Source organism: Sphingobium sp. CECT 9361 (assembly GCF_918741285.1).
In the GTDB taxonomy this organism is placed as follows: domain Bacteria; phylum Pseudomonadota; class Alphaproteobacteria; order Sphingomonadales; family Sphingomonadaceae; genus Sphingobium.
In genome coordinates, this window is the sequence record NZ_CAKKNC010000012.1 from 101,749 (window position 1) to 114,655 (window position 12,907).

At 62.6% G+C, this 12,907-nt stretch carries 8 protein-coding genes; 4 read left to right on the forward strand and 4 right to left on the reverse strand.

The window, feature by feature from the left end:
* Positions 1-99 precede the first annotated feature (99 nt).
* The 3 genes from LQ220_RS16340 (at position 100) to LQ220_RS16350 (ending at position 7,926) form a co-directional block, all read left to right on the forward strand.
* Positions 100-1,008, forward strand: a complete 909-nt coding sequence (locus LQ220_RS16340) for a site-specific integrase (RefSeq protein WP_230189213.1) — start codon at positions 100-102, stop codon at positions 1,006-1,008.
* Positions 1,009-1,012: 4 nt separating this feature from the next.
* On the forward strand, positions 1,013-2,206 hold the full coding sequence (locus LQ220_RS16345) for an IS91 family transposase (RefSeq protein WP_230189214.1): 1,194 nt from the start codon (positions 1,013-1,015) through the stop codon (positions 2,204-2,206).
* 557 nt (positions 2,207-2,763) lie between these two features.
* A complete protein-coding gene (locus LQ220_RS16350) occupies positions 2,764-7,926 on the forward strand; it encodes an AAA family ATPase (RefSeq protein WP_230189215.1) in 5,163 nt (1,720 codons plus the stop codon).
* Between the two features lie 26 nt (positions 7,927-7,952).
* Here LQ220_RS16350 and LQ220_RS16355 read toward each other — a convergent pair whose 3' ends face one another.
* Together LQ220_RS16355 and LQ220_RS16360 are read right to left on the reverse strand one after the other, a co-directional pair.
* Positions 7,953-9,263 carry a hypothetical protein gene (locus LQ220_RS16355; RefSeq protein ID WP_230189216.1) on the reverse strand — a complete coding sequence of 437 codons (1,311 nt, stop codon included), beginning with the start codon at positions 9,261-9,263 and terminating at the stop codon, positions 7,953-7,955.
* A gap of 357 nt (positions 9,264-9,620) precedes the next feature.
* Positions 9,621-9,968 carry a hypothetical protein gene (locus LQ220_RS16360; RefSeq protein ID WP_230189217.1) on the reverse strand — a complete coding sequence of 116 codons (348 nt, stop codon included), beginning with the start codon at positions 9,966-9,968 and terminating at the stop codon, positions 9,621-9,623.
* 47 nt (positions 9,969-10,015) lie between these two features.
* Here LQ220_RS16360 and LQ220_RS16365 point away from each other — a divergent pair, with 47 nt between their 5' ends.
* Positions 10,016-11,041 carry an IS110 family transposase gene (locus tag LQ220_RS16365; RefSeq protein ID WP_230189218.1) on the forward strand — a complete coding sequence of 342 codons (1,026 nt, stop codon included), beginning with the start codon at positions 10,016-10,018 and terminating at the stop codon, positions 11,039-11,041.
* A gap of 235 nt (positions 11,042-11,276) precedes the next feature.
* On the opposite strand, the gene LQ220_RS16370 is transcribed toward LQ220_RS16365, so the two are convergent.
* Together LQ220_RS16370 and LQ220_RS16375 are read right to left on the reverse strand one after the other, a co-directional pair.
* The gene (locus LQ220_RS16370; protein WP_230189219.1) at positions 11,277-11,552 is read right to left on the reverse strand and encodes a hypothetical protein; all 276 of its coding nucleotides are present in this window, start codon (positions 11,550-11,552) and stop codon (positions 11,277-11,279) included.
* Positions 11,553-11,979: 427 nt separating this feature from the next.
* Entirely contained in the window at positions 11,980-12,783 is an 804-nt protein-coding gene (locus tag LQ220_RS16375) for an abortive infection family protein (protein WP_230189220.1), read from the reverse strand.
* Between the last annotated feature and the right edge of the window lie 124 nt (positions 12,784-12,907).

Sequence of the window (12,907 nt, forward strand, 5' to 3'; positions counted from 1 at the left end):
GGATTTGAAGTACCGCTGATCCACTGATATCGGCGCTTTGGTTGAGCCTGCTGCGGCATAGGCAGATTATCGCGACTCCTTTCAACCAAGGAGCGTACGATGATCACCAGTGTCTCTGATACCCCAGTCAGCTCATTGCGCCAGCGCATGATTGAAGACATGAACCTGCGACGGTTCGCTCGCAAAACCCAGTTCGACTACGTGCGTCACGTCGCGCGTTTTGCCACCTATCTTGGGCGCCCTCCCGACACCGCGACAGCAGAGGACCTGAGGCTATTCCAGGTCGAACAGCGCGACGCCGGCCTGGGCGTGCCGACCATGAACAGTATCGTTTCAGCGCTGCGCTTCTTCTTCACGCACACGATTGATCGACCGGATCTTTCCCGCAAGCTCCATACGGTCAAGAACCCGCGTTCCTTGCCCATCGTTCTGAGCCCCGACGAGGTTGCGCAGCTGCTGGGGGCGACCACATGCCTCAAGCATAAAGCAGCGCTGTCCGTTGCCTATGGCGCGGGCTTGCGTGCCGCCGAGGTGACGATGCTCAAGGTCCGCGATGTCGATAGCAAGCGCATGCTCCTGCGGGTGGAGCGCGGCAAAGGCGGGCGATATCGCAATGCGCTCCTGCCTGCTGACCTGCTTACCCTGTTGCGCGAGTGGTGGTCCGTTGGCCGGCAACAGGGCGTCATGCATGCCGATGGCTGGCTGTTCCCGGGGATGCACTACCTCAAGCCGCTCAGTACGCGACAACTCCATCGCATAGTTGTCGACGCCGCAGAGTCCGCGGGCATCACCAAGCGGGTCGGCCCGCACACCCTGCGGCATAGCTTCGCCACGCATTTGTTGGAGGACGGGGTCGATATTCGCATCATCCAGGCGCTGCTGGGGCATGCGAACCTCGAGACCACCGCCTTTTACACCACGGTCGCCACCCGAACGGTGCGCGCGGTCATTAGCCCGCTCGACAGGTTGGTAACGCTGCCCGATCCACAAGTGGCGCCAGACGGCTGAGCCGTTGCGCACCTCACTCGAGGTCGCCGACATCTTTCGCACCGCCGGACCGGCCTATCGGGCCGCCCATGCCGGGCATCTGAGCCTCACCCAGCTCAAGGTGATGACGGCGATCGAGAACTGCCGCACCGCAGCCCTTGGCGGTCATGTCGAGGCCTGCGAGGACTGCGGGCATCGGCGGATCGCCTATAACAGCTGTCGTAATCGGCACTGCCCAAAGTGCCAGGGCGCGGCCGCGCGCACCTGGCTGGCAGAGCGCGAAGCCGACCTTTTGCCGGTCGGATACTTCCACGTCGTCTTCACGCTACCGGTGGAAATCGCCAGCGTCGCTTTCCAGAACAAGGCGGTGGTCTATGATCTGCTGTTCAAGGCAGCGTCGGAGACTATGCTGACGATCGCGGCCGATCCCAGGCATCTAGGCGCCAGGATCGGGATCACCGCCGTGCTCCACACATGGGGCTCGGCCCTTACGCACCATCCCCACGTCCATATGGTGGTGCCGGGTGGCGGCATCGCACTCGACGGGACGCGATGGATATCGACGCGCCCTGCCTTCCTTTTGCCGGTGCGTGTCCTAGGCAAGCTGTTTCGCCGTCTGTTCCTGACCCGGCTGATCCAGCTTTATGACGTCGGCAAGCTCGCCTTCTTCGGATCGCTCGCATCACTTACCGAACGGCGCGCCTTCCTGCGTCATCTGGCGCCGGTCCGGAAGACGCGATGGGTGGTCTATGCAAAGGCGCCCTTTGCGGGCCCTGAAGCGGTGCTCGCCTATCTGTCCCGCTATACCCACCGGATCGCCATCTCGAACCGCCGGTTGATCAGCTTCGACGAGAAGGGCGTCACGCTGCGCTACAAAGATTACCGTCGCGATGGACCCGAACGCCAAAGCGTTATGACACTCGCGACCGACGAGTTTATCCGGCGGTTCATGTCGCACGTCCTGCCTCGTGGCTTCCATCGTATCCGGCATTACGGTCTGCTGGCCAGCTCATCGCGCAAAGCCAACCTCGCGCGTGCTCGCGCGTTGCTCGAGGTAGCTGCGCCGCCTGACGAGGCGATCCTCGAAGAGCCCGTCGATCTGCGACCACCATGCCCTTGCTGCGGCGGGCATATGATCATCATCGAAACCTTCGAACGCTGGCGACAGCCGCGGGCACCGCCGGACATCCTGATGCCGATCCCGGAGATTACGTCATGAACCGGCATGAACTGCTCCATATCCCTCCTGTCAAAGCGTCGTGGCAGGAAATCACGGCGCTTGCGCTGGAAGCGATCCATGACGCCGCTCACAACCAGAATGATGGCAGCACGCACCGATTATGCTGCCCGCCCCGGACAAAATGCCGACCGCCTGGTTCCCGTCCATCGCACCCTACCGGCGATTGTGCCAGTCCGCGAAACGGCGCCGACCCGAAATCCCCATAGCCTATCGCCTGAGGCCCCGCGGGTCGTACATGTGAGACTTTCGTACGCCTGCCGGCGGCCGAAACCCTTCGACATTCCTGCCGTTCCGAATCCAAATACTGAACGGCAGCTCTTGCGGTAAGCCGCCATCCCTCGCAGTTTCTTCGATCTCAAGACCTGCTCGGTTGCCGGCACGTAGGTTACGGCATTCCCCTGTCGAGCCGCTCCCCAAGTGCAAGCTCGGAAGGTATAGATAGGCAAAATCGCGATCAAAACTAGTCGAGTTAAGTCCTGCTTCGCGCTACTGGTGGGCGGCCACGTGAGGGCCGCCGAGATTTCGAATGCAGATGGATGAAACAGGAACCGGAGAAGCCTCCCAAAGATGAAGTCAGCAGCTCGAGCCCGGTCGGGCGCGGGGGTGCAGGCACTTACATTGAGGGTGAGCTTGGCGCTTATTATCTGCTTCAGATGTTGGCTGGCAGCGAAGCGCGTGGTCTCCCCGATGCCGTGATCAAACGGGTTCAGTTCCAGGGCGTGGATGAAGGCTATGCGCTTGACGATCTGATCGTCCACGCGGCGTCGAAAAGCGGAAGCTCGGTTCTCGAAATCCAGTCCAAGCGCACCGCCACCTTCGCGCCGAAGGACGCGATTTTCATCAACCTGTGCGAACAGATCGCGCGCACCGCGCCGGACAGTCCGCCGACCGACCGGCACCTCCTGGCTGCCGCGACCCAGCGCACCAGTTTTGCGATCTCCGGCCCGTATCAGGATGTGCTCGCCTGGGCGCGCGCCGCGAGTTCCGGGGCTCAATTCTTCGCCCGGCTTGCGCTTAATGGCGTGGCCAGCCCGAAAATGCGCAATTTCGGCCAAGCGTTCCGGACCCATCTCGTCGCGCATGGGATCGCGGACGACGACGAGGTGATCTGGAATATCATCCGACGCTTCCTGATCCTAGAGTTCGACTTTGAATCCGGCGCACCACAGGCGCGGGACTATGCGCTCATGCTGGCGCGGCAGGTGCTCGCGCCCGAAGATGCCGGCCGCGCCGAAGGGCTCTGGAGCGATCTGATCGCGGTGGCCATCAAGACCGGCACGACCGGTGGATCGCTCACGCGCGAGGTGCTGATCGACACGGTGACGGCGCACGGCTTTCGCCTCGCCGGCGACCGGAACTTTTCCCTGGCCCGCGGCAAGCTTGCGGAGTTGTCGCGCCACGCACTCATGGACATCGGCACGAGCGTCGGCGGGATCACCCTGCCTCGCCTGGGCGCTGTGGCGGCGATGGAAGAGGCGCGCGACGCGCACCGCTTCATCGAAATCACCGGCGATCCCGGCGTCGGCAAATCCTGGGTGCTGCGTCATTTTGCCGAGAGGCAAGCGCGCGAAGGCCAGGTCATCGTCCTTGATCCGATTACAACGCCCGACGGGGGCTGGTCGGCGCTCTCGGAGCGGTTGGGCGTCCCGGGGACCGCCGGGGAATTTCTCGGCGATATCGCGGCCAGCGGCGGCGGGATCCTGTTCATCGATGGGCTCGAGATGTTCGCGACAGCGGAGCGGCGCCGCACGGTCAACGACGTCCTGCGGGAAATCGCCGGTATCGAGGGGTTCTCGGTCGTTGTCTCGACGCGGCCCGACCTCGGCGTCGAGGACTGCAGCTGGCTCGCCGAAGACGCCATCGCCAGGCTCGGCGCCCCGCATCGCGTATTCGTGGGTGAGCTCGACGAGGACGAGGTCGCGGTTCTGGTCGAGATGGCGCCGGAATTGCACGCCCTGCTGTCGCCGGACCATCCAGCCGCTCCGATCGCCCGCAATCTGTACCGGCTGACCCGGCTGCTGAAGGTGCCGAGCACGGTCGACATCCGCACGGAGGCGGCGCTGGCGCACCATTGGTGGGACAGCGCCGACGGGGCGGAGCCGAAAGACAAGCGCGCGGCCCAACGCCTGCTCGCCGGACTGGCCGAAGCGGCGCTCGGCGGCCGCGACACAATCGATGTCGCCACCGATTCGGATGCACGCACGCATTTGTTGGACAGCCGGAGCCTGAGCGAGCCGCACCGCGACAAGCTGGGTTTCCGCCATGACGTGCTGCGCGACTGGGCGATCGGCGCGCGCCTCCATGAGAACATCACCCTGCTCGATGGCGTCGACCTGACGGTGCAGCCTTCGCCGCGCCTCGCGCGCGGTATCGAGTTTGCCGGCCGGTTTGCGTTGGAGAGGGCAACAAACGGCGCGGTATGGCAGGCGCTCCTTGAGGCTCTGGCGCGCCCTGGCGCGCATGCAGCGTGGCGTCGGCAAGCGCTCCTCGCCATCGTGAGGTCGGAACTGTCGGCCGAGCTGCTCAACCGATGCTCCGACACGTTGCTTGCGCAGGGCGGTGCGCTCCTCATCGAACTCTGCACCGCGATCATAGCCGTGGAAACGATGTCGGCGGCGGCGCTGTTCGCACGGATCAAGGCCCAGGGGTTCGAGGTTCCCGAAGGCACGACGTCCCTTCGTGCGGCATCCTCACCATCGGCGCCCGCGATGCTGATGTGGTGTTTGGACCATCAGGCGCAGATCCCGGTTCACGCTATCGCGTCCGTGGTCAAACTCGTGGAGATCCAGTTCTTCCTCGCAATGACCATTTCCGCTTACGGACAAGCGGCCGCCGGGATGCTGTTTGATTGGCTGTTGCAGCTCGATGTGCGAGAGACGGCGATCGCGATCCCGTCGCCGGCGGACGCCCCGAGGATGCAGGGTGAAGCGCGCTCGCGCATGATCGAGGATCTTCGCAGCATGACGCTGCTGCTCGCGGCCAACGCGCCGGAGAAGGCAAAGGCCTATCTGCGGGCGGTGGCGGGCGAGAACGACACTTACAAGGTCAAGGCGATCCGGCTGTTCAGCAAGGCTCTAGCGAGCGTCGCGCCCGCAGAACTTGCGGCGCTCATCGAAGCCAGCCTCATCGAGAATCCGCGCAAGGGACGGTCTCGCCGCGAGTCAATGGGCCGCGTCTTCGGTTTCGCGGATAGCGATTACATGCCGGCGTCACCAGCACAGACCCCGTTTCTCGATCTGCTCGATGCCAATCAGCAAATCGGACTTGCGCTCATTCGCACGCTCGTCGCAGCGGCAGTCGACGGTCATGCCGCTGGCAAGGCGACCGAGACCAATGGCTTCACGGTCGTCGTCGACGGTACGCCGCGGTTCTTCCCTTGGGTCCAGACCTATTTCTGGTCACGGCAGTTTCAGGCACCGGAATCCTCGGTCGGCTCCGCCCTCAAGGCCCTCGAAGCTTGGTCGCATGAGCGGCTCGAGCGCGGCGAGGATGTCGCCACGGTGCTGCAGGACATCCTCGGGCCGGAGGGAAGCTGCGCTGCCTATCTCGTGGTCGCGATCGACGTCCTCATGTCCCATTGGCCCGCGACGCGCGACGCGCTCGTTCCGTTTGTGGCCAACCCGCATATCCTCGCCAGCGATCGCGACCGCGCGTCGATCGAGATGTTCGGAGACATGATGGCTTTCCAGAAAGAGCCGAGCGGCCGCGTGCGGCTCGCCGATCTTGCAAAACGCGGCTCCCGCCGCTTCACCCTCGAGCAACTGATGTTCTCCTATTCCGGGAACGACGATGCCAGTTCCGCCGTCCGGCGGCTTCTTGCCCAAGCGGTCGATGAACTCGGACCTTGTAACGAGAGCGATACTTTTCGCGATCCAACGTTCATGGGAGCGCATGCGCTGAACCTATTGGACCGGGCCAACTGGGTCGAGGTCGACGGCCTATTTAGCTTCGTGCCGCCGCCCGCCGAAGCCGAGCATCTAGCGCGCCTCGAAACCGCAAGCCGCGCGCTCGCCTTGTCGAGTGATATCGAGGCGAGAATCCAGCTCGCGACCAACGATCCGGCGAGAGGCTCGGCGGAGACCGCACGACAAGCGGCGGAGCATGCGGCGGGCGATCTGCCCGACGACCGCGACGAAGATTATCTAAAAGCACGGTCCACCCGCCTCATTGCCACCGCCATGCTGGTCGCGCGCGACGGCGATGACGCCCTTCTCGCCGAACATGAAGCCTGGGTCAGGGCAGTCATAGATATCGCTCTGATTGAGGAGGTGGACGCCTACGGCTCCGGCGAGACACTCGGCTTCAACCGGCCCGGGATGGCGATTTGCGCGCTTGTTCATCTCTGGCATCGTCGCAAGGTGACGGCAGATCGCGATCGGATCGTGGAAGCCGCCGTGCGAGGCGACAGGGCAGCGATACCGGCGTTCACCGCGGCCCGGGCGACGATCGATCACGCTGATCCGCGGCTCATCAAGTCGGCGATCCGGATGGCGTTCGCCCGTCGCCGCTATCGGTGGCACCCCTATGATGATGATCCCGCCGATGAGGTCGCCTATGAGACAGAGCGCGCGCGTCAGGACAGGGAGGCGGTTTCTGCCGAGATCGCATGGCTGGACGGCGGGCCCGAGCCTGAGTGGCCAGCGCTGCTAGACGAAAGACCCTTTCTGCGGAACAGTCCGCGCGCGATCCTCTCGCGCGACGGGGCGCGGATCGAGTTCGAACAGGACGAGGCAGAGGAGAGTTGGGCGCCGCGCTCGAAAAAGGCATCGATCCATGTCGAGACGCAAGGCATTGCGAAGTGGCTCGCGCTTTTGAATCGCGAGGCGTGCCCGAGGCCGGCGTGGTTCGGCGAGATTGTCGATACCTATGCGCCGTGGTCGGCGCGGCTCAACGCTCATGGCTATCCCGCCGACGCCGAGCTCGACCGATCGCCTGACGACTGGAACCAGCAATTCTATCTGCTGGTCGCCGCAGTCATCATGGATTCGGCGCATGACCGGCTCGATGCTATCCTGACGCCGATCCTGGAACTTCCCGACCGCTCGTTCTGCGACGTCGCCGACACGCTCACACGCGCGGCCGATGCCTCCTACTTCAATGATCGGGGGCGCCCGCCCAATCGCGCCCTCACGATCCGGCGGCAGCTGGTGACGCGCACCATAGCTCTCGATCGCTGGTCCCGGCACCGCCGACCGGGCGACCTGAGCATCGACCTTGAATCAGGTCCGACGATCGCCGTGATGCTGATGAATGAATATGTCTTCGGTTCGGGCAGTCAGAGTTATCTCGTTCCAGCCATCTTCGACCGGATCGATCCGCTGCTCGAAGCGCTGCGCCCCATGATGCCGGGCGGGCCGACCGCCTTTGTGGCGCTTTGCACGATGAACACTCTCCTGATTGGGCCGACCGCGCGTCACCTCGACTTCCTTCTCTTCGCCATCGAATCCTGGCTAGAGGCCACGGCGGGCGACCGGGCGATGTGGCATGAACTGGCGATCGGCCGAAAGGTCGCGCAGTGGTTCGAAAGTGCGTCGAAGGGCGACCCGTCGCTCTATTACCACGATCATGGGCAGCGCCTGCGGATCGACGCCATGCTCGGGAGACTTGTCAGCCTTGGCGTGTCAGAAGCCCATGAGCTCGAGCTGAAGTTAGAGGCGGCGCGTAACGGCCCGGCCCAAAGCCGTCTGCGAGACGCATGAACGCAGGGCGTCTTCTGGCAAGGAGCTCACAGCACCTCGATGAGGGGGCCTTCCTTGCGCATCAGCGATAGGTAGTCACCGCCATTGAGAATGAGCGCACCCTTGCCGATACGCGTGGCGAGCGCGCCGAAGCTTCGCGCGACGGTGGCGCGCGCGGACACACTGTCGGTCGCCAACATACCGGCCTCAAGCTCGACGGGATCGTTGAAACGGAGATGGATCCTCCTGGCCTCGGCCGACTGTTCGAGGCAGGCGCGGCGGAAGATCGAGTAGAAGCTCAGGTCTCCGAACTGGACGAGACGAAAGGCCACCATGCTTCTCACGAGCGGGAGGCTGATGTCGCGGTCGGTTTCGAAATCGAAAGTGGGCGTGCCGGCGGCGCCGGCGATCGCGAAATTGACGACCTCGTCATGCGCGGCAAACACGTCGGCGGCGCGCATTGGCGGATTATCGTCGGGGCTGCAGCAGCTTCGGAGATATCCCAAGGCGTCGTCCAACCAGACGAAAATCTCACGGTCCTCGATTGCGACAGGAGGGCAGGTCGTCTCGAGCGGCTCGTCCTGGTCGTCGAGCATAAGCGAAACCGTGCAGCGCTCGCCCGAGATCACCATGAACCGCGCAAGATTCTGGAGGTGATCGAAAGGGTGAACATCGGTGCCGCGGAACTGGTAGCTGATGTTGAGCTCGGGGCCGCGCAGGACAGCGCTTATGGTCGGTGAGGTGAAGGTCGCGCGGACCGTCTCCAACGGGAGATTGTCCATGGCGAACTTGCGGACCTCGCCGGCGAAGGTGGCGGCTTGGCCGGCCGCGTTCTGAAAGGTGAGCTGCCCGGGTTGCGGAATGGCGTCGAGGTTGAAGATGGTGGGCTTGCCGGCGAAAAGCGGTGAAACGATGTCGAACCGCTTGTCGCCAAAGATGATCTCGACGTCGGCCGGGCTTGTCGGCAGTCCGACGGCGGCATCGATCAGCTTTTGGACGTCGTCGAAGGGGATCGTCACCGTGCCGCCGAAATGGCCTTCGTCGAAGCCCAACTCGCGGGTCAACTGGCGCTTCTGGTTGGCATAGTCGTGCTGGTCGGTGTCGCCGATCGAGCGTATCCACGGCAGAAGATCATCGGTGCGATCGTCGGCTTCGTCGAAGGCGATCGACAAGCGGAGACGATGGAGATCCGTCTTACCGTCGCGCTGCGCTTCCCGGGCGCGGCGCAGGGCGGCCTCGATCAGCGGCTTGTCGAAGTGACGGGCGTAGATCCTCTCCTCGCTATGGTCGCTGTTGCGCCACCAGAGCGTGATGAAGCACGGATCCGGCTCATTGGCGAACCGGAGCGCATTGCTCAATTTGACGCTCGTGGTCGGCTTTCCATCGGTCTTGGACTTACCTGAACCCGCACCGTGGCGTTCCCCGGTTGCCGATCGTGCGGGAGGCCATGGACCCTTTCGCGAGCAAACTCGACCATATAGTCCCAACCCTCGCGATCCTGGATCGAGGGGTTCTTGGTGACATTGGCGATGTCGCAGAGGACCTCGAATGACGACTGGGCATAACTCGAGAAGTTTTGCGCGAATGCCGGCACGTCGTGAATCTTCCTCGGAGATAGGCAGGACAAAGGTAAGCAGCGGGCGACGGGCAGGCAATCGGTTACTGCGTCCTTATGGCCAACATTGTGCCCGGGGGCGGGCCTGCTCCCGCATCGGTCAGTCTTCCGCGTGACAGGTATCGATGAGAGAGGCGAGGGATGGCCCCGCGCGATCGAACGTCGTCATATCGATCAGCTTGCCGCCATGATCGCGCGCGACGCGCAGCGGGCCGGCCTTCTTGAGGTCACGGGTCAGGACGACAGATGCGAGCGACGCCGCGCCAAGGGCCGCATCGCCCTCGTTATGGCTAAGCTGGCTGTTACGGGTCGGCTTTCCGATCAGAAAGGGCTCTCGGATCGCAGCGTAGAATGCGCGCGCATCTTCAGACTGGAACGTGCCGAAGCCGAAGCCGCCGCGCCGCTGTGGACCCTTTTGGGTGATGGGGTGGACGCCCCCCGACGGCATCGATGTGCCACAGTGGAGGTGTTGAACACCACTTGAGGGAGGCGTCCGTGTCAGAAGTTAGCATAATCGGGTTGGATATCGCCAAGCATGTTTTTCAGGCGCATGGGGTAGATGCGTCAGGCCATGCGATTTTGCGCAAGAAGATTACGCGCTCAAAGTTGTTGCCGTTCTTTGCCGCTCATCCGCCTTGCCTGGTTGTGTTGGAGGCGTGTGGCGGAGCCCATCATTGGGCGCGCGAGTTGCTCAAGCTCGGTCATGATGTGCGGTTGATCGCTCCGGCCTATGTGAAACCCTTTGTGAAGCGCCAGAAGAATGACGCGGCCGATGCGGAGGCGATCTGCGAGGCGGCACAGCGTCCCAGCATGCGGTTCGTGCCGGTGAAAACTGAGGAACAGCAGGCGGCGGCGATGGTGTTCCGGGGTCGAGATCTGCTCGTCCGCCAGCGCACTCAGATCAGCAATGCCCTGCGCGGGCACATGACAGAATATGGTTGGATCGCGCCCAAGGGCTTGGCGCATCTGGAAAAGCTTAGGGCGCTTCTCTCCGATCGATCGGCGGTGCCCGAAGAGGCGCGGTCGGTGTGCATGGTGTTGCTCGATACTCTGGCCATGCTGGACCGGCAGATCGCGCTACTCGACAAGGAGATCGTGCGGCGCTCTCGAGAGGATGCGGTCGCGCGTCGCCTGATGACGATCCCAGGCATCGGACCGATCACTGCAACGGCGATCACCGCGCTTGCGCCGCCGTCGGGCACGTTCGCCAAGGGGCGTGACTTCGCCGCCTGGGTCGGCCTCACCCCTCGTCAGCACTCAACTGGTGGGAAACAGAAGCTGGGATCCATCTCGAAGATGGGCGAGCGCACGCTGCGAAGGTTGCTGATTATCGGCAGTAGCGCAGTGGTGCTACAGGCGAGCAAACGGGGCGCGGCGAAGGGATCGTGGCTCGAGCAGATGCTGGCCCGCAAGCCACGCATGCTAGTGACGGTCGCGCTGGCCAACAAGACGGCGCGGATCGTCTGGGCGCTGCTGATGAAGGATGAAGTCTACAAAGCTCCGGTCGCAGCCACGGCGTAAGCCAGGGCAGGCCAGAGGTCGTCGGAACGTAGTCGGTCGAAGGAGGGTATGGCACAACAGTCGGCGAGACGGGATCGGAAGAACCAGGGCTTCCCACCGTGCTTCATCAGCACGCTATGGGTGATGTGGTTCCGGTCCGCGAACTCCCATACGGGCCCGCAGCTATCATCGCTGCATCAGAGGCCGGACAGATGGCAGCATCCGACTACGTGCCTACCTCCAAATACCACTTGCGTTACCCGGGGCGTCCACAGATGGTGAAGCCGAAGACGGCGGAGACCTTGACGGAGGCGTCTCGCATCTGCTCCCGGATGTACGCCTTCAGAGCGACCTTGTCCGGCCGATCGGGGATGGCGGCGATTTCGATTTCGATCTCGCGCGGCACGAATAGCGCAAAGCGCGTGACGGGAAGTTCGGCAGCCAGATCGAAGCCGAGGGCAAAGAACTGATCCCAGACATTGCTGTCGATGGTGACGGCCACGCGGCCGTCCGCGCGGGCGGTATAAGGCAATTGGACCTCGAAGTCATGGTAGCAAGCTCGGGATTGCTGCGCAGCTGTCTATAGGGCGAAAGTCGAAGAGAAGCGAAGCTGTTCAGTCCGGCGTTTTCTTCTTCTGCCGGTTCGACCTTGCTAATTTCAGTGTCTGAGGCGACGCCCGAAATGATGAGCCACCGCTTCGCAGAGCCTTATCGGCAGCTTTCGGCGTGAGCTGCCGTACGGAGCGTTGGATCGGAATGGCGAATTTTGGTCGGCAGCTGCGGACTGCACCGCGTCAGAAGTGGACGTTCCCGACCTCAGTTCACACCCCGAAAGCTGCCTTGCAGGCGCAGTGCGGCGCTCAGCGCCTCCGACCCAAGAATTGACCAACGCTAAGGCAAGTTCGAACATCAGCTCCGCGGGACATTGCGGGCACTCAAGCCCGCATGTGCCATCTGCATCAATCCTCAAACTTTTGCGCATCCATCGTTTTGATGAAACGTAGCAGGGCGGTCACGCTGTCATAGATGAACTTCGCTTCATCCATCGAGACAAGGCTTTCATTGTCGTGCGCAAAGGACTTGTTGTTCCGAATCTCGTTCATCGACTCGAAAGTGGAAATGGAACTCTTGATGATGCGGTCCGACATTTCCGTGAGGTTTCGTGATGCTTTCAGTGCCTTAGCATATTTCCCCACTCTGGCGTGCAGGGCGTCATTTTCGCCACAGGGCTCACCCCCGTGTTTGACTACAAGGGACGCGAAGCGCTTCATGCAATACGTATGCAGTCGGTCCAATCCAGCATTTGGACGGCCAGCGTCCAAGTCCCTGCGGATCGCAGCGACTAATTCTTGAAGGGTTTCATTTGCCTCGAATGCTTCTATCCCCGTTGAATCAACTACGTGCTCTTCCCCTTCGAACTTGCCAACTATCTTGAAATAGACTTCTCTCAAACGATCCTCGCGTGGCCCGCTGCTGCCTAGGATGTTGTTCTCCCGGTACTCCCAGAGCGCACGTAGCGCACGAGCGACAAGGTGAGGTTGCGCTCGTGCTATAAATGACCGCAGGCGCTTGGCTTTCGAAGTGCCATAGGCTGAAAACAACGAAGATCCGGGCGGGGCATCAGGATCGACACCAACTTCTGTGCAGAAGAAATCCCCAAAAGTGCGATCTGAAAAATCCAAAACGTAGCCCGACTGCATATTAAGCGCTTCTTCGAACACGGCGCGGTCAAGCCGCGTGATAAGCGTTTCGTAACTCTGCATCTTTTCTATGCCCCTTCGCCTACCCATTTGGTCCGGAGTATTGCCAGCTACGAGCGATTAGGCCAGCGGCAGCTGCATCTAGGTTGACTGTCCGCTCAGGGCCGAACGCGACTATGCCCCTATC